Genomic DNA, 25,882 nt, shown 5'->3' with positions numbered 1-25,882 from the left:
GCCTGCGCCCAGGGCAACCCTGCGGCCGCGCATCGAAGGCACCCGACATGAACGCGATCCGTCCGAATGCCATGCTCGAGGCGACCCGCCTCACCCGCGAAGGCAAGCTGGCCGAAGCCTCGGCGCTGCTGCAGCGCCTGCTGCACGGCCAGGCGCCGGCTGGCGCCGCTCCGGCCGATCCGGGCGCCGCGACGCCGCCGGGGGGTCGATCCCCGTCGCGCATCGTCGATGTCGATCCGGAGACGGGCGAGGTATCGACGCCCGCCGCGGCAGGATCGCAGGCGGGGAGGACGGGTCGCGGGCCCGCCGCTGGCCCGGGCGCGACCCCGCGGCCGCGGCTGCCGGAGGCGCTGCGCGACCTCCTCGACCGGGGCGGCCTGGCGCAGGGCGCGGCGGCGCGCCGGGTGGAGCCCTTGCCGGAGGGCGCCCGGTTCCTAACCGGGCGGTTCGACGGCGCGGCCGGGAGCCGTGGCTACAAGCTCTACATCCCGAGCAGCCATCGCGGCGAGGCGGCGCCGCTGGTGGTCATGCTGCATGGCTGCACCCAGTCGCCCGACGACTTCGCCGCCGGCACGCGGATGAACGCCCTGGCCGAGACGCATCGCTGCCTGATCGTCTATCCGGGCCAGAGCCAGGCCGCCAATGCGCAGAAGTGCTGGAACTGGTTCAGCCCGGCCGACCAGCGGCGCGACCAGGGCGAACCGGCGCTGATCGCCGGCATCACCCGCCAGGTCATGCAGACCCACAGCATCGACCCGCGCCGGGTCTACATCGCCGGCTTGTCCGCCGGCGGCGCGGCCGCGGCCATCATGGGGCAGGCCTATCCCGATCTCTACGCCGCGGTGGGCGTGCACTCGGGCCTGGCCTGCGGCGCGGCGCACGACATGCCCTCGGCCTTCGCCGCCATGCGGCAGGGGGGCCCGAGGCCAGGGGCTGCCGACCCAGGCGCGGCCCCGGAGCGCCGCCGCCGCATCGTGCCGACCATCGTGTTCCATGCGGATCGCGACCACACGGTGAACCCGCGCAACGGCGACCAGGTCATCGCCCAGTCCGCCGCCGCCGGCGAATTGCGCACCGACATGCTGCGCGGACAGGTCCCGGGGGGCCATGCCTATACCCGCACCCTCTATATCGACCGCGGCGGCCGGCCGGTGCTGGAGCAGTGGCTGGTCCATGGCGGCGGCCATGCCTGGTCCGGCGGCAGCGCCGCCGGGACCTATACCGACCCGCGCGGCCCCGACGCGTCGCGGGAGATGCTGCGCTTCTTCCTGGAGCATCCGCGCGACACCGGGGCGGCCTGACCGGGCCGGCGCAAGCGAGCGCCGGGGATCCCGGCCGAGCGCGTCCGCGGGCAGGCCGGAAGCCATGGCGATCGGCGCCGGAGGCGGCGATCCCGCCCCCGGCGGCCTGTCAGCGTCGCGCCAGGATCGGCGGGCCTCTCGACGCTCTCCCCGCCGGGCGGCTTAATGAGGCCATCCACGCCTGAGGCAGGCCGCGGCGCGCCCCTGGCCCTTGTCCGGAGACGGAGCATGTCCGACGCACCCGCCAGCCCCGTCACCCTCTGCCCGCCGGTCCGGCGCGGGCCGTCCCGGTGCGCATGAAGGCGTGCGCATGAAGGCTGTGCTGCTCGCCCTGCTGGCCGCCCTGCTGGCCGCCCTGGCCGGCGCCGGCTGGTACCTCTACGACCCGGACAAGCCGCGTGCCGCGCTCGAGGCACGCTGGGCGCCGCCGCCCTCGCGTTTCATGGACGTGCTCGGGCTGCGGCTGCATGTGCGCGACACCGGCCCGCGCGAGGCGCCGGTGCTCCTCCTCATCCACGGCTTCGGCTCCAGCCTGCACACCTGGGAGGCCTGGGCCCCCTTGCTCGAGGACCGGTACCGGCTCATCCGCCTCGATCTGCCGGGCTTCGGCCTCACCGGCCCGGATGCATCGGGCGATTACACCGACGAGCGCTCCATCGCGGTGCTCCGGGCATTGCTCGACCAGCTCGGCGTGCCGCAGGCGGTGGTGGTCGGCAGTTCCATGGGGGGACGCATCGCCTGGCGCTTCGCGGCGGCGGAGCCAGGGCGCGTGGCGAGACTCGTGCTCATGGCGCCGGATGGCTTCGCCAGCCCGGGCCGCGACTACGATACGGTGCCCCGGGTTCCGATGCTGATGCGGGTGCTGCCCTACACGCTGCCGCGCTTCCTGCTCCGCCAGACCATGACCAACGCCTATGCGGTGCCGGGCGTGCTGACGGACCAGCTGTTGGAGCGTTACCGCGACATGCTGCTCGCCCCCGGGGTGCGGCGTGCCATCCTCGCGCGCCTGCCCCAGACGGTGCTGCCGCCGCCGGAGCCCATCCTCGCCACCATCCGCGCGCCCGTTCTCCTGCTCTGGGGCGCGTTGGACCGCGCCATCCCGGCCACGCATGCCGCGGACTACCTCCGCGCCCTGCCGGATGCCCGTGCCGTGGTGCTCCCCGGCGTCGGGCATGTGCCGATGGAGGAGGCGCCCGAGGCTTCGGCCGCGGCGCTGCGGGCCTTCCTCGATCACGGGTCGGACGGCAAGGACGACGACCGGTAGAGCAGATCCCGATCAGGGGGACTCACCTGATCGGGTGAAGATGCTCTGAAAACAATAGTCCAGCGCGGTGTTGGGCCGCGTGAGGGACGCTCCGGAGGCCCTCCCCGTCGCGGCCCGAGCCGGGGGGAAGCCCTACCCCGCCTTCAGATCGGTCGGCGGCACGCCCTGGGCCACGAGCGCGGCTTGCTGCGCGTCCCGTGCCCGCTGATAGCCGGGGCGCCTCGAGAGGCGCTCCCAGTACGCCGCCGCCTCCGGCGTGAATTGCGCCGCCATGCCGAGCTTCGTGGCGAGCAGCAGGGCATAGCCGATGGAGATATCGGCGGCGGTGAACCGGCCCGCGGCGTAGAAGCCGCCCTCCAGCCGCCCGAGGCCCTTGCGCAGGCGGGAGAGGAACCAGCGTTCGTAATCCTCCGCCACCTGCGGCAGCCGGCGTTCGGGTGGCTCGAGACGCCGGTAGCGCAGCACGAGGGTCTGCGGAAAGGTCAGCGTGGCCTCGCCGAAATGCAGGCCGTTCAGGAAGGCCGCATAGCCCGGCTCCTCCGGTGCGACAGCCAGGGATGACGGGCCGTGGCGGCTGACGAGGTAGTGGCAGATCGCCGCCGATTCCGTCATGCGCACCTCGCCGTCCTCGAGCAGGGGAATGGTGCCGAGCGGGTTGAGGGCGAGATAGTCCGGCGCCGCGGCGCGCGGCGGGAAGGGCAGCATCCGCAACGCATAGGGCAGCCCCATCTCCTCCAGCGTCCAGAGCGGACGGAAGGAGCGCGCATCGGAACAATGGTGCAGCACGATCATGATCGCCTCCCCGCCTCGGCCCCAAGGATGCCGCAATGTCCATGGGCCCGCCGCGCGGGATGCGTGCCCCGCGCGGCGTGGCGTCCGCGCGGGAAGTGCGAGACCATCCCGATCCATTCGGCGCCGGCAAGCCTGAACGGCCGCGGAATGGAAGAGTGGGGCAGCGAACGGGTGGCTGGCAAGGGGCCACCCGGAGGGAGGAACGACAATGACAGCAACCGGGACGCCGGACCCATCGCGGCGCAGCCTGCGCCACGCGTCACGCCGGACCACGCTCGGCGCGGTCGGCACCCTGCTCGCCGCGCCGCTGGTCGGACGCGCCGGGCCGAGCCAGGCCCAGACGGGAACGGACTGGCCCAGCCAATCGGTGCGCTACATCAACCCGTTCCCGCCCGGAGGCGCCACCGACACGCTGTCCCGCCTCTGGTGCGCCCGGATGACCGAGATCGCGGGCCAGCCCTTCGTGGTCGAGAACCGCAGCGGCTCCGGCGGCAATGTCGGGGTCGATGCGGTCGCCAAGTCCCGACCGGACGGCTACACGATCGGCATGGGCGGCATCGCCTCGCATGCGATCGCGCCGACGCTCTACGCCAGCCTGCCCTTCGATCCGGTGCGCGACTTCACCTTCGTCTCGGGCCTGTGGCAGCTCCCGAACATCGTGGTCGTCAACAACGACCTGCCGGTGCGCAGCGTGCCGGAGCTCATCGCCCTGTTCAGGGCCAGCCCGGGCCGATACGCCTATGGCTCCTCCGGCATGGGCACGACGCCGCATCTCTCGGGCGAGCTGCTGAAGCAGCTGGCCGGGGTGGACATCCTGCACGTGCCCTATCGCGGCGGCGCGCCGGCGCTGCTCGACCTCATGGCCGGGCGGGTGCATCTGATCATGGACAACATCCCGGGCTACCTGCCGGCGGTGCGCGACGGCAAGATCCGCGCGCTGGCCGTCACCAGCCCGCAGCGGAACCCGGTGGTGCCGGACCTGCCCAGCATGGCGGAGGTCGTGCCGGGCTTCCAGATGACCTCCTGGGCCTGCGTCTGCGGACCGGCCGGGATGCCGCGGCCGATGGTGGAGCGGCTCTCCGGCCATGCGCGGCGGGCCCTGGAGAGCGCCGAGCTGGTGCGCAGCTACCAGGATCTCGGCGCCACGCCCTGGTGGACCACGCCCGAGCAACTCCTCGACATCCGAGCCCGGGAGGAGGCGCGCCTGGCGCCGCTGGTCCGGGCAACCGGGGCACGGGTCGAGTAGGCACGCCCCGCCCGGGAACCGTCATAGCCTGCCGCGGCAAGGCCGCGGCAGGACAAGGGTCGGCGCCGGCTTCGACAGGCGTCCGAGGTCGCCGCACGGCGCATCGACGATCAGCGCTCCTGATCGACCTGGAGAAGGTCCCGATCAGGTGGACTCACCTGACCGGGTGAAAGAGGCGCTGAACCAGGAGCCTGGAGCGCTACCCATGAACCGGTGTTCGCGGGCGGCGGCAGGCGCGGCGTCAACGGGACGTGCCGGCGCGCCCAGGCTGGTTGCCGCTGCCGATGCCGCCGGCACCACCGGGCATGACGGGCGTGGGGACGCCGCCCCCCGTGGCCGCTCCACCCGCCGAACCGGTGGGAGACATCGCCGAGGGCGCCATGGGTTCGCCCGCGGTCGCCCCGCGGCGTGACGAGCCGGTGTCGCAGCCAGCGACGAACAAGAGGGCCGCGACGCCGCAGCCTGCACGTAAGATCATCGAGGTATCGTCCCGCTTCAATCCGAACCCTCAACGGCGCGACCAGTGAGAGGTTGCACATGTCCAACTGCTCCCCCTTGCGCCGGGCGAGGCAGGGCGGCGTCGTCCGCCGCAGGGCCGAGGGTCTCGACGGCCCGAGGCCCGGGCGCGGATCACCCCTTCGCCGCGGCTTTCGCCAGCTTCTCGCCGAGCGCGCTGGCATACTCGTCGGCCTTGTAGATATCGGCGACGATGGCCTTCAGCCGGGCGACGTGATCCTTCATGCCGAGGGCTTCGGCATAGGCCGTCGCGGTGCCGAAGCCGGCGATCCCGTAATGGGACATGCGCTGGTACTGCGAGATGATCTCCGCATCGAGCAGCTCCTCGGTCTTCGGCGCATCGTCGCCCGTGTGCTTCAACGCCTCCCTCACCAGGCCTTCCATTCCCTGGCAATGCTCCTTCGCCACCTCCGCGCCAGCCTCCTGCAGCAGGGCCTTCAGCGCGTCGCGGTGCGTGTTGATGCCCTTGATGGAGGTCTCGAGCGTCTGCTTCAGCTTGGGATCGTGCGCCTTGCCGGCCATTGTCCCGACGGCGCGCGCCATCTGGTCGTTGGCCGACCACAGGTCCTTCATCTCGTCCGCATAGACGTCCTTGAGGGTGCCGGGATTGGACATCGTTCGCTTCCTCCGCCAGCAGCCACCGGTGCGATCGCCGCTGCAAGCAGCGAGAACAACAGACCCGTCGGAGGAGTTCGGCGAAGGCGGCGAGAAAGTTGGCCCGCATCGCCACCAGCGGGGAATGGGTGGAGCATGGGGCTGGCTTGCGCTCCCGCTGCCTCGTGCAGCGCCAGGGTCCATGCCGCGGAGCAAGCGACGAACGATGCCGGGCCGGCTTGGCGCGAGGGCGTTTCGAACCGACGGCCCGGCGGCGGACAGGGTCGGGTGGCGCCCGCTCGCACAGGTCCGCGGCCATGGTCCAGCGCCGCGTTTGGTCGCGTGCGCCGCGCCCTCGGCGATTCCACCTTGGGCGATCACGCTCTAGCCTCGTCCTTCCTGATGGTGAGGGAGGAACACGGAATGGATCGACGTCGCTTCCTGGCGCTGGGCGCGGGCGCCGCGGCGCTCCAGGCCGGCCCGGCGCGTTCGCAGCATGCCGGGCATGGCGGGCTGCAGCCGGCCCCCTCCTCGCCCGAACCCTATGCCCGCCTGCAGGGCGGCGGCATGATGGGCCACCTGATGCCGGACCAGGAGGCGCAGCGCGTCACCGACAGCCCGGCGCCGCCCGGCCCGCCGGGGCGATGGAGCCCGCGCGCCGCCCTGCCCTTGCCGCGCTCCGAGATGGCCTGGGCGACGGCCTGGGAAGGGCGCATGCACATCGTCGGCGGCTATGGCGAGGGGCGCGTGGACCGCGCCTATCACCATGTCTACGACCCCGCGGCGGACCGGTGGCTGGTCGCGGCGCCGCTGCCGCGCGGCGCCAACCATGTCGCGGTCTGCGCCGATGCCGGGCGGGTCTATGCGCTCGGCGGCTTCATCGAGCAGAACCGCAACCCCGACCACAACGCCTATGCCTATGAGGTGGCCAGCGACCGCTGGGTGCCGATCGCGCCGCTGCCGCGCCCGCGCGGCGCGGCGGCGGCGGTGGCGCTGGGCGGGAGGATCCACCTGATCGGCGGCGCCTCCGAGCCGAGCCTGGAGCGCGCCAGCGTCGGGTGGCACGAGGTCTACGACCCCCAGGCCGACCGCTGGGCGAGGCTGAAGGCGCTGCCCGGCGCGCGCGACCATGTGGGTTGCGTGGCGCATGCGGGCGGCATCCACGTCATCGGTGGCCGCTTCAACACCTTCGAGTACAACACGGATCTGCACCATGTTTACGTCGCGGCCCGCGACACCTGGGAGCTGCGCGCGCCGCTGCCCACGCCGCGGTCCGGCCATGGGCTGGTGCTCTATCGCGGCCGCTTCTTCGCCATAGGCGGCGAGGCCGGGGTCGTCGCGGACGGGCGCATCACCCAGGCCCGGGTGTTCGGCCAGATGGAGAGCTACGATCCGGCCGCCGATGCCTGGCAGTCCCACGCGCCCATGCTGACGCCGCGCCACGCCGTGGGCGCCGCGACGCTGGGCGACGCGATCTACGTGGCCGGCGGCGGCGCGGTGACGGGCGGCGCGGTGCAGTCGGCGGTGCACGAGGCGTTCACGCTGGCCTGATACGAACGGCCGTTGCTGGCGACCCAGCAACGGCCCCCACTGGCCGTCCCCTTGGCGCCGGGCGCAACCCTCCGGTTTGCCAGGGCCTGCGCCGTGTCGCGCCGACAGGCGGCGCCCATCCGGGCGCTCGGCATGCACGACGCGGTCATGTCGTTGGCATGAGGACGATGGGCTGCCGGAAAGCCGGGCCTCTCGCGGGCCGCCCGCGCAAGAACCGGAACCGTCCGCGTCCGGCAGGCCGGCTGGCTGGGGCGCCAGGATTCGAACCTGGGAATGGCGGTACCAAAAACCGCTGCCTTACCGCTTGGCTACGCCCCACCGTCGCCTGGGCGCTGAATAGGCGTCAGCCGGCCTCGCCGTAAAGCCCCCCCGCCTCACGCCACCAGCCCGCCGGCAGGCGCGTCGCCGCCGCGCGGGCCGCGGCGGCATCGGCAAAGAGGCCGAAGCAGGTGGCGCCGGAGCCGCTCATGCGGGCCAGCAGGCAGCCCGGCAGGCTGCGCAACGCCGCCAGCACGGTGCCGATCGGCGGGCAGAGCGCGATCGCCGGCGCCTCCAGGTCGTTGCGCAGCGCCGCCAGGTCGCGCGCCATGGCCGGGCCGTCGGGCCAGCGGGTCGGCAAGGCGGCCGGCGGGCTGAACCCGCCCTGCCGCGCCCGGAACACCGCCGGGGTCGCCAGCGCGAGGCCGGGATTGGCCAGCAGCAGCCCGCAGGCGGGCAGGATCGGGGCGGGCGTCAGCACCTCGCCGATGCCCCCCATGCGCATCGGCCGGCGACCGAGGCAGACCGGGATGTCGGCCCCGAGGGAGGCGGCGATGCCGGCCAGGGCCGCCGCATCCAGGCCGAGGTCCCAGAGCCGGTGCAGCCCGCGCAGCGCCGCCGCCGCATCGGCCGAGCCGCCCCCGATGCCGGAGGCGACGGGCAGATGCTTGGTCAGGGTCAGCCCCGCCGCCGCCGGCCGGCCGGCCGCCGCCGCCAGGGCCCGCGCCGCCCGCAGGACGAGGTTGTCCGGCTCCGCCGCCAGCGCCCCGCCGAAGGGCCCCTCCAGGGCCAGGGTGAGGGACGCCGCCGGCGCGAGGGCCAGGACGTCACCCGCCGGCCCGAAGACCGCCAGGCTGTCCAGCAGGTGGTAGCCATCCGCCCGACGGCCGGTGACGTGCAGGTAGAGATTGACCTTGGCGGGCGCGAATTCGGCGAGCATCACCGCTGCGCGGTGCTGGCGGGGTCCCCGGCCAGGCCGTCGCGCAGCTTGGCCTCGATCTTCCCCACCTCGTCCGCCTCGGGCTCCATGGTGAGGGCGCGCTGCCACTGGAAGCGGGCCTCGCGCTGCCGGCCGCTCGCCCAATAGGCATCGCCGAGATGGTCGTTGACCACGCTGTTGCGGGATTCCAGCTCGGACGCCTTCTCCAGCCAGGTCACCGCCTCCGGCAGGTCGCCCAGCCGGTACAGCACCCAGCCCAGGCTGTCGGCGATGTTGCCATCCTGCGGCCGGAGCTCGGTCGCCCGCAGCAGCATCGCCTTGGCGCGGTCGAGGTTCTTGCCCTGCTCGGCCCAGGTGTAGCCGAGGTAGTTGAGGATGTAGGGCTGCTCGGGCGCCATCTCGAGCGCCCGCAGCAGGTCGGCCTCGGCCCGCGGCCAGTCGCCGGACCGCTCGAGCGCGATGCCGCGGGAATAGAGCAGCGGCCAGTCCTCGGCGGTGATCTCGCCGGTGCGGGAGACGGCGAGGTCATAGGCCTTTGCCGCCTCGGCGAAGCGGCTCCGCCGGCGCAGCAGGTCGCCGAGCCGCGCCGGCGCCTGCGGCAGGGTCGGATAGGCCTCGGTGAGCCGGCCCAGCAAGGTCACCGCCTCCTCCGTGCGGTCGAGCTTGTCGAGCAGCATGGCGCGGCGGAGATCGATCACCGGCGTCAGCGGATCCTCGGCCGGGATGCGGCCCAGCATCGCCAGCGCCTCGGCGGTGTGGCCCTGATCGGCCAGCGTGTCGGCGGTCAGGGCAAGCGCCGGGGCGAAGCCGGGCCGCAGCCGGCTGGCGAGCTGCGCCAGGACCAGGGCGAAATCCCCCGATCCCTGCGCCCGCAGCGCCGAGGCGAGCGCGGTATAGGCCTCCGCCCAGCCATCGGCCGGCGAGGCGACGCTGCGCTGCGCCAGCAGGCTGCGCCGGGCCTGGTCGGTCACCGCCAGCGCTGCGTCGTCGCCGCTCCGCGCCATCTGGTCGAGCAGCCGCTCGCCCTCCTGCGGCTTGCCGGCGCGAGCGAGCACGCCGGCCACCAGCACCGCGAGGCGCCAGGAGGGCTGTGGCTGGTCGGCGAGCGCCAGGCGGGCGAAGCGCTCCGCCTCACGCGGGCGGTTGGCCAGGTCGGCGATCAGCGCCGCATGCAGCCCGTTCAGCGCCCGCACCCGGTTCTGCTCGACCAACGGCCGCAAGGTGGCGATCGCCTGCTCCGGCTGGCCGCGCCCGAACTGCACCCAGGCGGTGAGCACGGGCTGCAGCATCTGCACCGGGCCGGTGCGGCCCATGCTCCGCAGCCGCTGCTCGGCCTTGTCCCAGCGGCCGGCCTGCACGTCGGTGCCGGCCAGCAGCAGGTTCGCCGCCGGGTTGTCGGCCAGCCGCCGGGCCAGGCGCGGCGCCTCCGGCCGGCCGTCCAGCAGGGTGGCGAGGAAGGCGCGGTTCAGCACCTCCGGCTGGTCCGGATCGGCCCGCAGCGCCGCCAGCATGTTGGTCGCCGCCGCGGCGGTGTCGGTCTCGGCGGCGGCGAAGCGGCCGGCGAGATAGGCGCCGAAGGCCCCGGCCGCCGCCGGGGCGCCGGGGCCGCCGCGGGCGCCCCGCTCGCTGGGCGCGGCAGCGGCGCTCGCCGAGAGAAGCACGGCGGTCAGAAGGGCGAGCCGCGACGGCAGGGCGGGAAACTGCATGCCGCGAGGCTAGCAGCGGCGCCGGGCGCACGCCACGGTCAGGATGGCGGGCGGCTCGTTCCAGTGCAGGTTCAAAGGATACGGCCATAGCCGCCGAATTGCGCCTGCACCTCGGCCAGCTCGGCCTCGGTCAGCAGCACCGGGGCCAGGCCGGCGCCGCGCAGGGCGAGATACTGCCGCGCCAGGTTCTCCACCTCGATCGCCAGGGTCCGCGCCCCGGCCAGGCTGGCGCCGAGGGCGACGACGCCATGATTGGCCAGCAGCGCCGCCTTGCGGCCGGCGAGCGCGACGAGGCAGGCCTCGGCCAGGGCGGCGGTGCCGAAGGTGGCATAGGTCGAGCAGCGGATATCGGCGCCGCCCCCGAGGGCGATCATGTAGTGGAAGGCGGGAAGGCCCAGCCGGGCGCAGGAGAGCGCCGTGGCCATGGGGCTGTGGGTGTGCACCACCGCCCCGGCCTCGGGCCGCGCCGCATAGATCGCGGCGTGCAGCCGCCATTCCGAGGAGGGCGGGCGATGCCCCGCCAGCACCCGGCCCGCCGTGTCGAGCGTCACCAGATCCGCCTCGGCGATCCCGGCATAGGGCAGGCCGGCGGGGGTGATGAGGAAGCCGCCCGCGACGCGGATCGAGAGGTTGCCGGATTTCGAGGGCATGAAGCCCATCGCGTCCAGCAGCCGCGCCGCCGCGATCAGCTCCGCCGCCTGCGTCATGCTCAGGCCGGGTGGCGGCGGCCGACGATCAGCTCCGCCCCCTCGGGGCCGGCGGCCTCGGTATGGCGATGGCCGGCCGCGAGGGTGAAGACCTGCCCCGGCCCGCAATCCTGCCGCTGCGCGCCCGCGGTGACGATGAAGCGGCCGCGCAGCACCAGGCCGCGGACCTCCCAGTCATGGTCGTGCTCGTCGAGCGCCTGGCCGGGCGGGATCTCCCGCCGCACGGTCTGCTGGAACCCGTCCGCGCGCAGCGCGGCCTCGAAGGCGGCGGTGTCGGTCATGCATCCTCCCTGCGGGACATCCCTGGGCCGGCCCCGCGCCCGCGGCGCGGCCCGCCCGATCCGGCGCATCCCGGGCAGAAGACTAGCCTGAAACGCCATCGGCACCGATGCCGCAATCCCTGCCGGCAGGTTGCTTCTTCGCCAGGGTCGGGTCGCCGCCCCCCCGGCCGGCCCGATGCGATGCGGGACCCCTGGCCGCGGCAGGGGGATGGGTGGAGCATGCCCCCGGCCCTGCCGATCCGCCGCGCCCGCGGGAGCCTCCCGGGCGCGGCGGGCCGGACGGGCGCTGACACGGGCGGGGCGCCGAGACCCCGCGGGGAGGATCATCCGATGCAACGCCGCACCCTCTTGCCGGGCCTGGCCGCCCTGCCCTGGGCCGCCGCCGCCATCCCTGCCGCCCGCGGCCAGCCCGCCGCCGGGCCGGGCTGGGCGCCGGACCGGCCGATCCGCATGCTCGTCGGCTTCGCCGCCGGCGGCAGCACCGACACCACGGCGCGGATCGTGGCGCAGGCCCTCACCCCGGCGCTCGGCCAGTCGGTGGTGGTCGAGACCCGCAGTGGCGCCGGCGGCAACGTCGCCTCCGAGGCGGGGGCGCGGGCGACGCCCGACGGCTACACCCTGGTCATGGGCTCGATGGGCACGCATGCGGTGAACCAGTCGCTCTACCGCTCCCTGCCCTTCGACGTGGCACGGGACTTCACCCCCATCTCGCTGGTCGCGCTCAGCCATTGCCTGCTGGTGGTGCACCCTTCGGTGCCGGCGCGCAGCGTGGCGGAGCTGCTGGCGCTGGCCCGGGCGAAGCCGGGATCGCTGAATGCCGGGACCGGCGGCTCCGGCAGCTCGCAGCATTTCGCGCTGGCCTTGTTCGAGCACGAGGCCGGGGTTCGCTTCACCCAGGTGCATTACCGCGGCGGGGCGCCGGCCATGGCCGATCTCGTCTCCGGCCGGGTGGAGCTCGTCTTCGCGCCGGTGGTCGAGAGCCTCCAGCAGGTCCGCGCCGGCCAGATCCGGCCGCTCGGCATCACCCGGCAGGAGCGCTCGCCGCAATTGCCCGACCTGCCGACCATCCGCGAGACGGTGCCGAGCTACGGCTTCCAGAGCTGGCTCGGCGTCTTCGCGCCGGCCGGCACGCCGGCGCCGGTCGTCGAGCGGATCTCGACGGCGATCCAGGCGGCGATGCGCGAGCCCGCCATGCGCAGCCGCATGACCGAGCTGGGCTACGAGCCGGTCGGCAGCACGGCGGAGGAATTCGCCGGCTTCCAGCAGGCCGAGATCCGCCGCGCCGCCGAGCTGGTCCGGATCTCCGGCGCAACGGTGGAGTAGGTGGCGCCCGCCATTGCCCTTCCGGGGCTTTGCCTCGGAAGGGCGTGACGCGCCTTTGGCCCAAGGCGACTCACGGGGCCCCCGCGACGGCGCGCAGCGACGTCGTGGGGATGGAATTACATCCCGCCGATGTAGTTCGGGCCGCCGCCGCCCTGGGGCGTCGTCCAGTCGATGTTCTGCGACGGGTCCTTGATGTCGCAGGTCTTGCAGTGCACGCAGTTCTGCGCGTTGATCACCAAGCGCGCCCCGGCATCGCCGGCCTCGACCTCGGCGCCCTCGCCCGTCGCCTCGGCATCCGGCGTGCCCTTCAGCTCCCGCTCCGCCTCCGGCCCCACCGCCTCGTAGACCGCGGCCGGGCAGTAGCGGCTCTCCGGGCTGCGGAACTGGTCCCAGTTCACGCCCTTCCAGCGGCCCGGATCGCGCAGCTTCAGATGCGCCGGCTGGTCCTCCTCGTGGTTGGTGTTCGAGAGGAAGACCGAGGAGAGCCGGTCGAAGGTCAGCTTGCCGTCCGGCTTCGGATAGGTGATGCGCTTGGCCTCGGAGGCCTTCTTCAGCGTCTCGTTGTCGGCATGGTGGCCCCAGGTCCAGGGCGCCTTGCCGCGGAACAGGTAGGTGTCGAGCGCGGCATTCACCAGCCCGCCCCAGAGGCCGTACTTGGCGAAGCCCGGGCGGATGTTCCGCACCCCCTGCAGCTCGGTCCAGACCCAGCTCCGGCGCAGCGCCTCGGGATAGGCCTCGAGCACCGGCGGGCGGGCCTCGCCGGCCAGCGCCGCGGCGACGGCCTCGGCGGCGACCATGCCGGACTTCATGGAGGTGTGCGTGCCCTTGATCTTCGGCACGTTGAGGAAGCCGGCGGTGTCGCCGATCAGCATGCCGCCCGGGAAGACCAGCTTCGGGATGGCCTGGAAGCCGCCCTCGTTCAGCGCCCGCGCGCCATAGGCGATGCGCTTGCCGCCCTCGAGCATCCTGCGCACCTCCGGGTGCGTCTTGAAGCGCTGGAACTCGTCGAAGGGCGAGAGCCAGGGATTGGGGTAGTCGAGCCCGATCACGAAGCCGATCGAGACCAGGTTCTCCCCCAGCATGTAGAGCCAGGAGCCGCCATAGGTGTCGCTCTCGAGCGGCCAGCCGGTGGAGTGCCAGACGAGGCCGGGCGTGTGCCGCTCCTTCGGGATCTCCCACAGCTCCTTCATGCCGAGGGCGAAGGTCTGCGGCGCGACGCCCTCGCGCAGCTTGTAGCGCTCGAAGAGCTGCTTGGTGAGCGAGCCGCGGCAGCCCTCGGCGAAGAGGGTGTAGGTGGCGCGCAGCTCCATGCCCGGCTCGTAATTCGGGCCCTTGCTGCCATCCTTCAGGATGCCGGCGACGCCGGCGACGACGCCCTTGACCTGCCCGTCCTCGATGATGGTCTCGGAGGCGGCGAAGCCGGGATAGATCTCGACGCCCAGCGCCTCGGCCTTGGCGCCGAGCCAGCGGCAGACATTGCCCAGCGAGACGATGTAATTGCCGTGGTTGTTCATCTGCGGCGGCGTCGGCAGCTTGTAGGCCTTGGTCGCCGTCAGCAGCATGAAGCGGTCGTCGCCGGCCGGGGTCGCGAGCGCCGGCGGGTCCTCGCGCCAGTCGGGGATCAGCTCGTCGAGCGCCCGCGGCTCGAGCACCGCGCCCGAGAGGATATGGGCGCCGATCTCGCTGCCCTTCTCGACCAGGCAGACCGTGGCGTCGGGCGCGACCTGTTTGAGGCGGATCGCCGCGGCGAGCCCGGCCGGGCCGCCACCCACGATCAGCACGTCGAACTCCATCGCTTCGCGCTGTTCCGCCTCCGACATGCCCGGCTCCTCCATATCGTCGGGGCATGTAGCCCCGCTCCGGGTTGCGCGGAACCCCGTCCAGGACCGATACCGGCCCCGGAAGCGGGCGGATATGGGCATGGAGGCCGTGACACCGGAGGCGTTGCTCGCGGCGCTCAGGCTGCAGATCGACTGGGGCGCCGACGAGGCGCTGGACCTGGCGCCGCAGGACCGGACCCGGCCCATGCCGCCCGCCGTGGCGCCCGCCCTGCCGGCAGCCGGGGCCACGCCCGCCCGGCCGGCGCTGGTGGCGCCGCGCCGGGCCGCCATCGCCGCCCCGCCGGCGGCCGGCCGCGCCGCCGCCCTCGCCGCCGCGGCCGACAGCCTGCCGGCGCTGCGCGAGGCCATGGCCCGCTTCGACGGCAGCCCGCTGCGCGAGACGGCGACCAACCTCGTCTTCGCCGATGGCGCGCCGGAGAGCGGGCTGATGCTGATCGGCGAGGCGCCGGGCGGCGACGAGGACCGCCAGGGCAGGCCCTTCGTCGGCGTCTCCGGCCAGCTGCTCGACCGGATGCTGGCCTCGATCGGGCTGCGGCGGGAGGCGGGCGGCTTCTACATCACCAACATCCTGCCCTTCCGGCCGCCCGGGAACCGCACCCCGACGGATGCGGAGATCGCCCTCTTCCTGCCCTTCGTGCTGCGCCACATCACCCTGGCCCGGCCGCGGCACCTGGTGCTGCTCGGCGGCGTCGCGGCCAAGTCGCTGCTGCGCTCGCGCGAGGGGATCACCCGGCTGCGCGGCCGCTGGCACGAGGTGACGACCGAAGCGGGGGAGGCCTGGCCGGCGCTGGCGACGCTGCACCCGGCCTATCTGCTGCGCACCCCCTCGGCCAAGCGGGAGGCCTGGAGCGACCTGCTGCTGTTGCAGCGCCGCCTCGCCGCCGAGCCGGCGCCGCCGCCCTCGCCTGGAGCATGATCCGCGCACCGGCGTGAGCGGATCATGGTCCAGGGCGTTGCCTGGCCGCATGGGCCACGCCCTGGTTGTATCGTTTCCGCATTGAGTGGTAACGGGAATGTGCCATGCCCGTGATCCCATCCCTGGCCCGGCGCGCCTGCGGCTGCCTCCTGGCGGCGGCGATGCTCGCCACGGCGCCCCCCGCCCGCCGCCCGGCCCTGGCGCAGCCGGCGCCGCGGCCCGCCGCGACGGGCGAGGCCGGCCTGCCGCAGGTCCTCGCCGCCGCCGACGCGGCCCGGCTGCGGCGCATCCTCGACCTGCAGGCCGGCGGCGACATCGCCGGCGCGGCCCGCGAGGCGGAGCGGCTGGCGGATCGCCGGCTGCTCGGCCACGTCCTCGCCGACCGCTACCTGCGCCCCGGCGCCAGCCCGGGCGCGGCCGCGTTGCGCGCCTGGCTCGCGCTCTATGCCGACCACCCCGAGGCGCGGCCCGTGCAGGCGCTGCTCGGCAGCCTCCGGCCGGGCGAGGCGGGCCCGTCGCCGGAGGGCCCGGCCTCCCCCGACGCAGCGCCGCGCGACCCCGAGCTCGAGCGCCTGGTGCGCGAGCGGGCGCGCGAGGGCGACGCGGCCGGCGGCCTCGCGCGCATCGCCGAGGCCAGGGGCCTCACCCCGGCCCAGGCCGGGCGGCTGCGGGCCGAGCTCGGCCTCGGCCTGTTCCGCGCCGGCCGGGATGCCGAGGCGCTCCGCATCGCCGCCGAGGCCGCCCGGGCCGGCGAGCCCAGCGGCCTCGCCGCCTTCGCCGCCGGCCTCGCCGCCTGGGGCCTGACGCAGCCGGAGGCCGCCCTGCCCTATTTCGAATGTGCCGCCCGGCAGGAGGGGGCGCCGCCGGCGCTGCGCGCGGCGGCCGCCTTCTGGACGGCGCGGGCCGCGGTGCGGGCGCGGCGGCCGGCGCTCTACGTGCCCTGGATGCTGCAGGCGGCGCAGGCGCCGCGGAGCTTCTACGGGCTGGTCGCCCGGCGCGCGCTCGGCCTCGGCGCCGGCTTCGCCTGGGAGGAGGCGCCGGCCGATACGGGCCCCGTCTTCGCCCCCCTGGCCGAGACCGCCGGCGGCTGGCGGGCCCTCGCCCTGCTGCAGATCGGCGAGCCGGCGCGGGCGGAGGCGGAGCTGCGCCAGCTCCGGGAGCAGGCCGGCCGCAATCCCGCGCTGCTGCGGGCGATGCTGGCCCTCGCCCGGCACGCCCGGCTCGCCGGCCTCGCGGCGCAGCTCGCCGCCGAGGCGGGCGAGGCCCCCGCGCGTGACCTCGCCCGCTACCCGGTGCCGCGGCTGCAGCCCGAGGGCGGCTACCGCATCGACCCGGCCCTGCTCTATGCCGTGGCGTTGCAGGAGAGCCATTTCGATGCCGCCGCCGTCTCGCCGGCCGGCGCGCGGGGGCTGATGCAGCTCATGCCGGCGACGGCGCGCTTCCTGACGCAGGACCCCGGCCTCGGCGGCGAGGGGGCGCGGCGGCTGCACGATCCCGCCCTCTCCCTCGAGCTCGGGCAGCGCTACCTGCACCACCTGGCGCGGCAGGTGGGGATCGAGGGCAACCTCGTCCGGCTGCTCGCCGCCTACAACGCCGGGCCGGGCAACCTGCTGAAATGGCTGCCGGCGCATGGCCGCCGCGAGGACCCCTTCCTGTTCATCGAGGCGATCCCCGTCGAGGAGACCCGCCTCTACGTGCAGCGGGTGCTGGCCGCGTCCTGGATCTACGCCTCCCGCCTCGGCCTGCCGGCGCCGAGCCTGGAGGCGCTGGCGGCCGGGCGCGTCCCGCGCTTCGCCGGGCCCGAGCAGGTGACGGCCTTGCTGCAAGGGCGGGAGCGCAGCCTACATTAGGGGCAACGGGCCAGGCGGCCCCCGGGGCGGATGGCCTGCCTGGAGGGCCGGCGACCCGCTCCCCCGCGACGCATCCGGAGCGCCCCATGCCGATCGACGAGAGCCTGCCCTTCCTCCCCGTCAACATCGCGGTGCTGACCGTCTCCGACACCCGCGACCTGGCCAGCGACCGCTCCGGCCAGACCCTGCAGGAGCGGATCGAGGGCGCCGGCCACCGCTGCGCGGCGCGCGAGATCGTCCGCGACGAGGCGGAGGCGATCGAGGCCATCCTGCGCCGCTGGATCGCCGACCCGGCCATCGACTGCGTCATCACCACCGGCGGCACCGGCATCACCGGCCGCGACGTGACGCCGGAGGCCTTCAAGCGGGTGCTGGAGAAGGAGATCGAGGGCTTCGGCGAGCTGTTCCGGATGCTGAGCTACCGCAAGATCGGCACCAGCACGATGCAGAGCCGGGCGCTCGGCGGCGTCGCCGGCGGCACCTACCTCTTCGCCCTGCCCGGCAGCACCGGCGCCTGCAAGGATGCCTGGGACGACATCCTGGTCTTCCAACTCGATGCCCGGCACCGGCCCTGCAACCTGGTGGAGCTGATGCCGCGGCTGCAGGAGCATCTGAAGGCGGCGTGAGTGAAGGCGGCGTGAGTCCTGGCCGACGACGCCCGCCGCCCGTGCCGTCGCGGGCGCGCGGCCATGCCCGCCTGCGGGCCAGACCACGATCCAGCGCGGTGTCGGGTCGCGTGCGTCACGCCTTCGGCGAGTCCAGCCCGGGCGGTCACGCTCCAGGCGGGATGCCGGGGCCTTGCCCGGGCGTGGCGACGGCCGGCTGAGCCCGCCATCCGGCTGACGCCAGCCCTGACCCGGGCAGGATCCTGCTTGCCGGGCCTTTTCGTTCCCTATATGTTCCGATTTGGCGCGATCCCGCGCCCGGGCGACGAGGGAGGTGCGCATGCGGCAGCCCGTCACGCTCCGCCGCCCGGCCCCCAGCCGGCTGCCGCGGCCGGCCCGGCCCGGACTGCCCCTCCCCGTCCTGCGCGGACGCTCGCCCGGGACGGATGGGCCCGAGACGCGCGGCCATCCCGATGGCGGCGGCTGTGTCCGAAACCCGCCGCCGGTCGCGATCAGGGGATTTGTCCGAACGTCGCGCAGGCTGCGCCTGGCGCGCGGACACGGAGCCCGCAGGCCCGACCGGCGGCGGCGGAGCCCTGGACGGGCGCCGCTTCGCCCAAGGCCCCGGGTCCCTACCCCGCTCCCTCCACCGGCGGCACCGCCCCCTCCCGCGGCAGGATCGGCAGCAGCCGGTCCTGCCCGGCGATGCGCTCGAACACCGCCGCCGCGGCCAGCGCCACCGCGTCGCGCCGCGGCGGCGCCGCCACCTGCAACCCGACCGGGCGGCCATGCTGGTCCTGGCCGCAGGGCACGGCGACGGCGGGGCAGCCGGCCAGGGTGAAGGCGGCGTTCCACATCGAGCCGGCCATGTAATTCTCCAGCTTGCGGCCGCCGATGCTCTCTGGATGCCGCAGCATGACGTCGAAGGCGGGCGTGCCGGCGCCGGGTGTCACGATCACGTCGAAGTCGGCGAAGACGGCGATCACCCGGCGGTACCAGGCGGCGCGCTCGCGCTCGGCCCAGGCGAGTTGGCTCGGCGTCGCCGCCAGGCCGCGCTCGGTGTTCCAGACGATGTCCGGCTTGATCTGCACCCGGTGCGCGGCGAGTTGCAATTCGCGGTCGATGACGAATTGCTGGCTGCGCAGCACCAGGAAGGCCTCCTGCAACGCGCCGAGCGGCAGGTCGATGGCCTCCACCGCGCAGCCCGCCTCGGCGAAGCGGCGCACCGCCGCGTCGCAGAGCGCCCGCATCTCGCGGTCGATCGGCAGGCTGCCGAAATCGGCCGTGTAGGCGACGCGCCGGGGCGGCCGCGCCGCCGCGACGGCCTCGGCATAGGGCGTCGCCGGCGCGTCATAGGTCAGCGGGTCGCGCGCGTCCCAGCCCGCCATGGTGTCGAGGAAGAGCGCCAGGTCGGGGATGCTGCGCGCCATCGGCCCCTGCACCGAGAGCGGCGAGAACAGCCCGTTCACCGTGCCCCGCGTCACCCGCCCCGGCGAGGGCCGCAGCCCGGTCACGCCGCAATAGGTGGCCGGCCGGCGCAGGCTGCCGCCATGGTCGGTGCCCTGGGCCAGCCAGCACTCCCCCGTCGCCAGCGCCACCGCCCCGCCGCCGGTGCTGCCGGCGGGGGTGAGCGCGGTGTTCCAGGGGTTGCGGGTGCGGCCGAAGACCTCGTTGAAGGTGGAGCCGCCGGCGCCGAATTCCGGCGTGTTGGACTTGCCGATGACGATGCCGCCGAGCGACTCGATCCGCTCGACCAGCGGGTGCGAGCGCTCCGGCACATGGTCGCGGAAGAGCGGCGAGCCATAGGTGCTGCGGACGCCCGCCACATCGGTGAGGTCCTTGATCGTCACCGGCAGGCCGGCGAGCCAGCCCGGCTCCCCCGCCCGCTCCGCGCCCTCACCGGCCATCAGCCGCCGGGCCTGCGCCCGCGCCCGGTCGAGGCAGAGGGTCGGCAGGGCGTTCACCGCCGGCTCGACCGCGGCGATGCGGCGCTCGGCGGCATCGATGAGCTCGAGCGGCGAGACCTCCCGCCGCCGCAGACGGGCGACGGCCTCGGTGGCGGTGAGGCGGATCAGCGCGTCGGACATGCGGCACCCCTGGGCAGAGACGGGAGTGCAGCGCGTCCCGGCGCCGACGGCAATGCGCGCCGGCCGCGCTCAGGCGCGATGCGCCTCCAGCCCGGCCCAGTCGAAGCCGATGCCATGGCCCGGCCGGTCCGGCGCCACCGCCATGCCCGCCTCGATCAGCAGCGGCTGCTCGATATAGCGGTCGAGGCCGAAGCCATGCGCCTCGAGGTAGAAGCGGTTCGGACAGGCGGCGAGGAGCTGCACCGTCACGTCATGCGCGCCATGGCTGGTCAGCGGCAGGTGATGCGCCTCGGCGAGATGCGCGATCTTCATGAAGGCGGTGACGCCGCCGCAATTGGTCACGTCCGGCTCGGGGTAGGAGACGCCGCCGGCGGCGATCAGCGCCTGGAAATCCCAGAGCGAGCGGAGATTCTCCCCGGTGGCGATCGGCACCCCGCCCTCGCGCAGCACCCGCGCATGGCCGGCGACATCCTCGGGCACCACCGGCTCCTCCAGCCAGGTCGGGTCGTGCGGCGCGAAGGCGCGGGCGGCGCGGATCGCCACATCGGCGGTCCAGCGCATGTTGGCGTCCACCATCAGCGGGAAGCCCTCGCCGAGATGCGCCCGCATGGCGGCGAGCTTCGCCACATCCTCGGAGAGGCGCGGCCGGCCGACCTTCATCTTGATGGCGCGGAAGCCGCGCGCCAGGTTGCCCTCGGTCTGCCGGATCAGCGCCTTGGCGTCGAGCTCGAGATCGATGCCGCCGGCATAGCAGGGCACGCGCGGATCGTAGCCGCCGAGCAGCCGCCAGAGCGGCAGCTTGGCGCGCCGCGCCTTCAGGTCCCAGAGCGCGATGTCGATGGCCGATTGCGCCAGCACCGCCGGCCCGCCGCGGCCGCCGTAATGCAGGCCCCACCAGAGATGCTGCCACAGCGCCTCGATCGCATCCGCCTCATGGCCGGCGGCGAGCTCGGCGATCTCGCGCGCCAGGATGTCGTGCGCCGCGCCGCCGTTGCGGCCGACCGTGTAGGTGTAGCCCACCCCCTCGGCCCCCTCGGCGTCGCGCAGGCGGCAGGTGACGAGCTCGAAATGCGTCATCGCGCCATGGGTGCTGTCGGTCAGCACCTCCGGCAGCGGGATGCGGTAATGCCCGGCCTCGATGCGTTCGAGCTTCGGCATGGCGTCTCTCCCCGTCTCGCGTTGCGCGGCAGGCTACGCCGCGAGGCCGGGCGGCGCGAGAGGGTCAGCCAGCGCGCAGCCAGCGCAGCCGGGCCGGCTGCCCGAGGCGCAGGGTCACGATGGCCCGCTGCCGGAAGCGCCGGCCGAGCACGGCGAGGCGGCGCGGATCGCCGGCCAGCAGCAGGTGGCGCTCCCGCCAGCGCGGCGTGCCGCCCCAGCCCTCGATGGCCGGCAGGCGCCGCGCCGCCGCGCGCAGCGCCCGGTGCCGGCGCGCGTTCCAGCCCGGCGGATAGCGCCGGCTGCCGGGATTCCAGGCGCCGACGAAGCCGCCCTGGCGCGCGCCGAGCCGGCGCAGCAGCGCCTCCACCGCCGCGCTGCGCCGGCCGATCCGCGCCACCGCGCCCGCCGCCTCATAGGCGCTGGCGGCGTAGGCGGTGCGGAGCGCGGCCGTCACGCGAGCTGGACGAGCAGCGCCTTCAGATAGGCGCTCTCCGGCAGCTGCGGATGCACCGGGTGGTCCGGCCCGGCGCCGCCCTGGAAGAGCAGCTTCGCCTCCCGCCGCGCCCGCCCGAGGCCCCAGATCACCGCATCGGCGAAATCCCCCGGCGCCACGTGATGGGAGCAGGAGGCGATGAAGAGGAAGCCGCCCGGCGCCACCAGCGCCGCGGCGAGACGCGCCAGCTTGCCGTAGCCGCGCAGCGCCTGCGGCTGGTCCTTGCGCGACTTGGCGAAGGCCGGCGGGTCGGCGACGACGATGTCGAAGCGCGTCCCGGCGGCGCCCATCCGCTCCAGCGCCTCCAGCGCCTCGCCGCGCTGCGCCTCCACCCGCTCCGCCAGGCCGTTGCCGCGAGCCGTTTCCATGGCGAGGTCGAGCGCAGGCGCGCTGCGGTCGAGCAGCGTCACCCGCGCCGCCCCGGCGGCGGCGCAGCGCAGCCCGAAGCCGCCGGTGTGGCAGAAGGCGTCGAGCACCGTCGCGCCCGGGGCCAGGCGGGCCACCCGGTCGCGGTTCTCCCGCTGGTCGTAGAACCAGCCGGTCTTCTGGCCGCCGAGCAGGTCGACGGCGAAGCCGAGGCCGCCCTCCTCCACCCGCGCCGTGGTCTCGCTGCCGAGCAGCGGCGCCACCCGCTCCTCCAGCCCCTCGAGCTGGCGCACCGCGGCATCGTTGCGGGCGACGACGAGGCGGGGCGCGAGCAGGCGCCGCAGCGCCTCGATCAGCACCGGCGTCAGCGCCTCCATGCCGGCGGTGTTGGCCTGCAGCGCCAGGGCATCGCCGTAGCGGTCGATGACGAGGCCGGGCAGCCCATCCGCCTCGGCATGCACGAGGCGGTAGAAGGGCGTGTCGTAGAGCCTTTCGCGCAGGGCCAGGGCGGCGCCGAGGCGGCGCTCCGCCCAGGCGGCGTCCAGCGCCGCGTCCGGATCGCGGTCGAGCCGCCGGGCGGCGATCAGGCTGTGCGGGTTGAAGCTCCAGCAGCCGTGCCGCCAGCCATCATCGCCCTCCAGCCGCACCGCGCCGCCCGGCGGCAGGGCGCGGATCGCCGGGGTCATGGCGATCTCGTTGGAGAAGGCCCAGGGGTGCCCGGCCTTCACCCGGCGGTCATGCCCGGGGAGGAGGCGGATCAGGGGACGGTCGCCAGGGGAGATGGCCGGGGTGCTGCTCATGCGGCGGCGGATATGCGCCCCCCTGCCCTTGCGGCGCAATCGGCAACGGTGCAGATGCTGGGGCATGAGGATCGCCCGAGACCTGAGCAGCCTGCGCGCCGAAGCGGCACGCCTCGGCCCCATCGCCCTGGTGCCCACCATGGGCGCCCTGCACGAGGGGCATCTGTCGCTGATCCGCGCCGCGCGGCGCGAGGTCGCGGCGATGGGCGGCGCGGTGGCCGCCTCGATCTTCGTCAACCCGCTGCAATTCGGCCCGAACGAGGATCTCTCGCGCTACCCGCGCGACGAGGCGGGCGACCTGGCGGCGCTGGAGGGCGCGGGCTGCGACCTCGCCTGGCTGCCGAGCGTCGAGGCGATGTACCCGCCCGGCCGCGCCACCGCCATCGAGGTCGGCGGCCCCTCGGAGGGCTGGGAGGGCACCGCCCGCCCCGGCCATTTCCGCGGCGTCGCCACGGTCTGCGCCAAGCTCTTCCTGCAGACCGGCGCGCGCGTCGCCATGTTCGGCGAGAAGGACTGGCAGCAGCTGCAGGTGATCCGGCGCATGGTGGCCGATCTCGACCTGCCGCTGCGCATCGTCGGCTGCCCGACGGTGCGGGAGGCGGACGGGCTGGCCATGTCCTCGCGCAACCGCTTCCTCTCGCCGGCCGAGCGGCACCAGGCGGCACGGCTTTTCGCCGCCCTCACCGAGACGGCGACGGCGCTCGGCGCCGGGCAGCCGGCCGCGGCGGCGCTGGCGGCGGCCCGGGCGCGCCTCGCCGCCGAGGGCTTCGGCCTCGACTACCTGGCCCTGGTCGAGCCGGAGAGCCTGCGAGAGACCGATTCGCTGCCCGGCCGCCTGATCGCCGCGGCGCGCCTCGGCAGCGTGCGACTGCTCGACAACATCGCCGCCGGCTGAGCCGGGCCGCATGGGGCGCCGGCGCGGCGGCGCGTCACCAGCCCGCCAGCCGCCGCACCGCGTCCGGGCCATGGCCGGCCGCGCGCAAGGCCTGCAGCGTCGGGGCCTTGTCCCGCTTCGCCAGCCGCCGCCCGTCCGCGCCGAGGATCAGCCCGTGATGCGCATAGGCCGGCTCCGGCCAGCCGAGCAGCGCCTGCAGCAGCCGGTGCAGATGCGTCGCCGGCTTCAGGTCGCGGCCGCGGGTGACCAGCGTCACCCCCTGCCGCGCATCGTCATGCGTGACGCAGAGATGGTAGCTCGCCGGGATGTCCTTGCGGGCCAGCACCACGTCGCCGAAGGGCGCCGGGTCGCAGGGCAGCCGGCCCTCGCCGAGCTCGTGGAAGGAGAGGCCGCGCGGCGCCGCGGCCAGGGCGGTCGCCATGTCGAGGCGGAGCGCATGCGGCGTGCCGGCGGCGAGCCGCGCCGCCCGCGCGGCGGCGGACAGGCGGCGGCAGGTGCCGGGATAGGCGGGCCCCTCCGGCCCCCCGTCCTGGCCCTGGCCTTGGGGCGCGCCGCCGGCCGCCGCGATCTCGCGCTGGATCTCGGCCCGGGTGCAGAAGCAGGGATAGAGCAGGCCGCGCGCTTCCAGCCGGGCGAGCGCGGCGCGATACTCCGGCATGTGGCGCGACTGCACCCGCACCGGCCCGTCCCAGCGGAAGCCGAGCCAGGCCAGGTCGGCCTCGGCCGCCGCGGCGAATTCCGGGCGGCAGCGGCTGCGGTCGATATCCTCGAGGCGGAGCAGGACGCGGCCGCCGGCCTGCCGCGCCAGGGTCTCGGCGAAGAGCGCGGCATGGACATGGCCGAGATGCAGCAACCCAGTCGGGCTCGGCGCGAAGCGGGTCACGGCGCCCGCGGGCAGCTCGGGCAGCAGGGGGCGCAGGCCATCGGGGACAACCATCGGGGTCGCGCGTAGCGACCGGAGCAGCAGGGGAGCAAGAGGCATGGCGCAGCTCGACGGACCCCGTTTCGGTCCCCTCTCGAGGGGACCCGCGCAGCAGCTCGTGGTGGTGCTGCACGGGCTCGGCGCCGATGGCCAGGATCTCATCGCGCTGGCGCCGCACTGGGCGCGGGCGCTGCCGGACGCCGCCTTCGTCGCGCCCGATGCGCCGGAGCCCTGCGACATGGGCCCCTATGGGCGGCAATGGTTCAGCCTGCAGGACCGCCGGCCGGCGGCGATGGCGGCCGGGGCGCGGGCGGCCCGGGGGGCGCTCGACGCCTTCCTCGAGGCCGAGCTGGCGCGGCTGAGCCTGCCCGGCTCGGCGCTCGCCCTCGCCGGCTTCAGCCAGGGCTGCATGATGGCGCTCTATGCCGGCCTGCGCCGGGCGGTGCCGCCGGCCGCGATCCTCGGCTATTCCGGCGCCCTGGTCGCGCCCGAGACCCTGGCCGCCGAGGCGACCGGCCGCCCGCCGGTGCTGCTGGTGCATGGCGAGGCGGACGAGGTGGTGCCGGCGGCGGCGAGCCGGGCCGCCGAGTCGGCCCTGCGGGCGGCCGGCATCCCGGTGCAGGCGCTGTACCGCCCCGGCCTCGCGCATGGCATCGACGAGGCCGGCATCGAGGCCGGTGCCCAGGCCCTCAAGGCGGCCTTCGCCGGCCCTGCCCTGGCATGACGATGGGATGAAAGACCGGCCGCTGTCCGGGGCGTGGCTTGCGTCCTGCCGCCGGCCCGGGCAAGAATGCCGCGTAACACGGCGGTGCCACAGGATATGGGGCCCAATCGTTGTTCGGCCCTCTATCGGTAGCGGCGCTGCTTCGCATAGGAGCGGCAGTTGCCCGACGGCGGCAGTTTCATCACCGGCCAGTCCTTCCCGGCCCTCGTGCTGAACGCGGATTTCCGCCCGCTCTCCTATTTCCCGCTCTCGATCTGGGCCTGGCAGGATGCGGTGAAGGCCGTCTTCCTCGACCGCGTCTCGGTGCTCAACGAGTACGAGGCGGAGGTGCATTCGCCGACCCTGTCCATGCGCCTGCCGAGCGTGATCGCGCTGAAGGAATACATTCCCGCGGCCCGCCGCCCCGCCTTCACCCGCTTCAACGTCTTCCTGCGCGACCGCTTCGAATGCCAGTATTGCGGCGAGGGCCGGCCGACGCATGACCTGACCTTCGACCACGTGATCCCGCGCAGCCGCGGCGGCCGCACCACCTGGGACAATGTCTGCACCGCCTGCGGCCCCTGCAACCTGCGCAAGGGCAACAAGCTGCCGCGCGAATGCCACATGCAGCCGCGCCAGGCGCCGCGCCAGCCGACGAGCTGGGAGCTGCAGGAGAACGGCCGCGCCTTCCCGCCGAACTACCTGCACGAGAGCTGGCGGGACTACCTCTACTGGGATTCCGAGCTGGAGAGCTGAGGGCGGGCGTC

23 protein-coding genes and 1 tRNA gene are annotated in these 25,882 nt (G+C 74.6%); 11 read left to right on the top strand and 13 right to left on the bottom strand.

The genetic code is table 11. The annotated features are described in order from the left end of the window. The first annotated feature begins 47 nt into the window (after window positions 1–47). Window positions 48–1,301: an extracellular catalytic domain type 1 short-chain-length polyhydroxyalkanoate depolymerase gene (locus DOO78_RS13280; protein WP_111470269.1), complete on the top strand. Its 1,254-nt coding sequence runs from the start codon at window positions 48–50 to the stop codon at window positions 1,299–1,301. A 310-nt stretch (window positions 1,302–1,611) separates the two neighbouring features. Beyond that, a complete protein-coding gene (locus DOO78_RS13275) occupies window positions 1,612–2,565 on the top strand; it encodes an alpha/beta fold hydrolase (RefSeq protein ID WP_111470268.1) in 954 nt (317 codons plus the stop codon). Between the two features lie 132 nt (window positions 2,566–2,697). Here the strand turns inward: DOO78_RS13275 and DOO78_RS13270 are convergent, their stop codons facing one another. Beyond that, window positions 2,698–3,357: a glutathione S-transferase family protein gene (locus DOO78_RS13270; protein WP_111470267.1), complete on the bottom strand. Its 660-nt coding sequence runs from the start codon at window positions 3,355–3,357 to the stop codon at window positions 2,698–2,700. A gap of 208 nt (window positions 3,358–3,565) precedes the next feature. On the opposite strand from DOO78_RS13270, the gene DOO78_RS13265 reads away from it, so the two are divergent. Next, window positions 3,566–4,603 (top strand): Bug family tripartite tricarboxylate transporter substrate binding protein, encoded by a 1,038-nt coding sequence (locus DOO78_RS13265; protein WP_111470266.1) that lies wholly within the window; start codon window positions 3,566–3,568, stop codon window positions 4,601–4,603. A gap of 630 nt (window positions 4,604–5,233) precedes the next feature. On the opposite strand, the gene DOO78_RS13260 is transcribed toward DOO78_RS13265, so the two are convergent. After that, a complete protein-coding gene (locus DOO78_RS13260) occupies window positions 5,234–5,734 on the bottom strand; it encodes a YciE/YciF ferroxidase family protein (protein WP_111470265.1) in 501 nt (166 codons plus the stop codon). A 402-nt stretch (window positions 5,735–6,136) separates the two neighbouring features. On the opposite strand from DOO78_RS13260, the gene DOO78_RS13255 reads away from it, so the two are divergent. Further along, complete coding sequence (locus DOO78_RS13255) at window positions 6,137–7,264, top strand: Kelch repeat-containing protein (protein ID WP_111470264.1); 1,128 nt, start codon at window positions 6,137–6,139, stop codon at window positions 7,262–7,264. Window positions 7,265–7,507: 243 nt separating this feature from the next. Here DOO78_RS13255 and DOO78_RS13250 read toward each other — a convergent pair. The 5 genes from DOO78_RS13250 to DOO78_RS27090 all read right to left on the bottom strand — a co-directional run bounded on the left by DOO78_RS13250 (window position 7,508) and on the right by DOO78_RS27090 (window position 11,156). Beyond that, a tRNA-Gln gene (locus DOO78_RS13250) sits at window positions 7,508–7,582 on the bottom strand. Window positions 7,583–7,607: 25 nt separating this feature from the next. Further along, the gene (locus tag DOO78_RS13245) at window positions 7,608–8,462 is read right to left on the bottom strand and encodes a 4-(cytidine 5'-diphospho)-2-C-methyl-D-erythritol kinase (protein ID WP_111470263.1); all 855 of its coding nucleotides are present in this window, start codon (window positions 8,460–8,462) and stop codon (window positions 7,608–7,610) included. Then, window positions 8,462–10,168 carry a tetratricopeptide repeat protein gene (locus DOO78_RS13240; protein WP_111470262.1) on the bottom strand — a complete coding sequence of 569 codons (1,707 nt, stop codon included), beginning with the start codon at window positions 10,166–10,168 and terminating at the stop codon, window positions 8,462–8,464. Before DOO78_RS13240 ends, DOO78_RS13245 begins: the two co-directional genes overlap by 1 nt. A gap of 71 nt (window positions 10,169–10,239) precedes the next feature. Continuing rightward, window positions 10,240–10,875 (bottom strand): class II aldolase/adducin family protein, encoded by a 636-nt coding sequence (locus DOO78_RS13235; protein WP_111470261.1) that lies wholly within the window; start codon window positions 10,873–10,875, stop codon window positions 10,240–10,242. Window positions 10,876–10,877: 2 nt separating this feature from the next. Then, a complete protein-coding gene (locus tag DOO78_RS27090) occupies window positions 10,878–11,156 on the bottom strand; it encodes a cupin domain-containing protein (protein WP_165838875.1) in 279 nt (92 codons plus the stop codon). 330 nt (window positions 11,157–11,486) lie between these two features. Between DOO78_RS27090 and DOO78_RS13230 the strand changes: the two genes are divergently transcribed. After that, window positions 11,487–12,479, top strand: a complete 993-nt coding sequence (locus DOO78_RS13230) for a Bug family tripartite tricarboxylate transporter substrate binding protein (RefSeq protein WP_165838874.1) — start codon at window positions 11,487–11,489, stop codon at window positions 12,477–12,479. A 116-nt stretch (window positions 12,480–12,595) separates the two neighbouring features. Here the strand turns inward: DOO78_RS13230 and DOO78_RS13225 are convergent, their stop codons facing one another. Next, window positions 12,596–14,299: an electron transfer flavoprotein-ubiquinone oxidoreductase gene (locus tag DOO78_RS13225; RefSeq protein WP_111470304.1), complete on the bottom strand. Its 1,704-nt coding sequence runs from the start codon at window positions 14,297–14,299 to the stop codon at window positions 12,596–12,598. Window positions 14,300–14,399: 100 nt separating this feature from the next. On the opposite strand from DOO78_RS13225, the gene DOO78_RS13220 reads away from it, so the two are divergent. From DOO78_RS13220 to moaB, 3 genes are all read left to right on the top strand, one after another. Beyond that, window positions 14,400–15,236 carry a uracil-DNA glycosylase gene (locus tag DOO78_RS13220; protein ID WP_111470303.1) on the top strand — a complete coding sequence of 279 codons (837 nt, stop codon included), beginning with the start codon at window positions 14,400–14,402 and terminating at the stop codon, window positions 15,234–15,236. A gap of 104 nt (window positions 15,237–15,340) precedes the next feature. After that, window positions 15,341–17,086, top strand: a complete 1,746-nt coding sequence (locus tag DOO78_RS13215; protein ID WP_111470259.1) for a lytic transglycosylase domain-containing protein — start codon at window positions 15,341–15,343, stop codon at window positions 17,084–17,086. A gap of 86 nt (window positions 17,087–17,172) precedes the next feature. Beyond that, entirely contained in the window at window positions 17,173–17,712 is a 540-nt protein-coding gene (gene moaB, locus DOO78_RS13210) for a molybdenum cofactor biosynthesis protein B (protein WP_111470258.1), read from the top strand. Window positions 17,713–18,323: 611 nt separating this feature from the next. On the opposite strand, the gene DOO78_RS13205 is transcribed toward moaB, so the two are convergent. From DOO78_RS13205 to DOO78_RS13190, 4 genes are all read right to left on the bottom strand, one after another. Further along, entirely contained in the window at window positions 18,324–19,778 is a 1,455-nt protein-coding gene (locus DOO78_RS13205; protein ID WP_111470257.1) for an amidase, read from the bottom strand. Between the two features lie 69 nt (window positions 19,779–19,847). Beyond that, window positions 19,848–20,936 carry a mandelate racemase/muconate lactonizing enzyme family protein gene (locus tag DOO78_RS13200; protein WP_111470256.1) on the bottom strand — a complete coding sequence of 363 codons (1,089 nt, stop codon included), beginning with the start codon at window positions 20,934–20,936 and terminating at the stop codon, window positions 19,848–19,850. A gap of 64 nt (window positions 20,937–21,000) precedes the next feature. Next, window positions 21,001–21,390: a DUF3293 domain-containing protein gene (locus DOO78_RS13195; protein WP_111470255.1), complete on the bottom strand. Its 390-nt coding sequence runs from the start codon at window positions 21,388–21,390 to the stop codon at window positions 21,001–21,003. Further along, on the bottom strand, window positions 21,387–22,595 hold the full coding sequence (locus tag DOO78_RS13190; RefSeq protein WP_111470254.1) for a class I SAM-dependent rRNA methyltransferase: 1,209 nt from the start codon (window positions 22,593–22,595) through the stop codon (window positions 21,387–21,389). Before DOO78_RS13190 ends, DOO78_RS13195 begins: the two co-directional genes overlap by 4 nt. 64 nt (window positions 22,596–22,659) lie before the next feature. On the opposite strand from DOO78_RS13190, the gene panC reads away from it, so the two are divergent. After that, window positions 22,660–23,490, top strand: coding sequence for a pantoate--beta-alanine ligase (panC, locus tag DOO78_RS13185; protein ID WP_111470253.1), 831 nt, complete (start codon window positions 22,660–22,662; stop codon window positions 23,488–23,490). Window positions 23,491–23,524: 34 nt separating this feature from the next. Here the strand turns inward: panC and gluQRS are convergent, their stop codons facing one another. Beyond that, window positions 23,525–24,427 carry a tRNA glutamyl-Q(34) synthetase GluQRS gene (gene gluQRS / locus DOO78_RS13180; protein ID WP_111470252.1) on the bottom strand — a complete coding sequence of 301 codons (903 nt, stop codon included), beginning with the start codon at window positions 24,425–24,427 and terminating at the stop codon, window positions 23,525–23,527. Window positions 24,428–24,470: 43 nt separating this feature from the next. Between gluQRS and DOO78_RS13175 the strand changes: the two genes are divergently transcribed. Together DOO78_RS13175 and DOO78_RS13170 are read left to right on the top strand one after the other, a co-directional pair. Further along, a complete protein-coding gene (locus DOO78_RS13175) occupies window positions 24,471–25,136 on the top strand; it encodes an alpha/beta hydrolase (protein WP_111470251.1) in 666 nt (221 codons plus the stop codon). Window positions 25,137–25,295: 159 nt separating this feature from the next. After that, window positions 25,296–25,871: an HNH endonuclease gene (locus DOO78_RS13170; protein WP_207802890.1), complete on the top strand. Its 576-nt coding sequence runs from the start codon at window positions 25,296–25,298 to the stop codon at window positions 25,869–25,871. The last annotated feature ends 11 nt before the right edge of the window (window positions 25,872–25,882 follow it).

Origin of the sequence: Roseicella frigidaeris (assembly GCF_003258945.1) — a bacterium.
Taxonomy (GTDB): Bacteria; Pseudomonadota; Alphaproteobacteria; order Acetobacterales; family Acetobacteraceae; genus Paracraurococcus; species Paracraurococcus frigidaeris.
The sequence above is the reverse complement of the archived record's forward strand: the minus strand, read 5'-3'. Positions and strand labels throughout refer to the sequence as shown.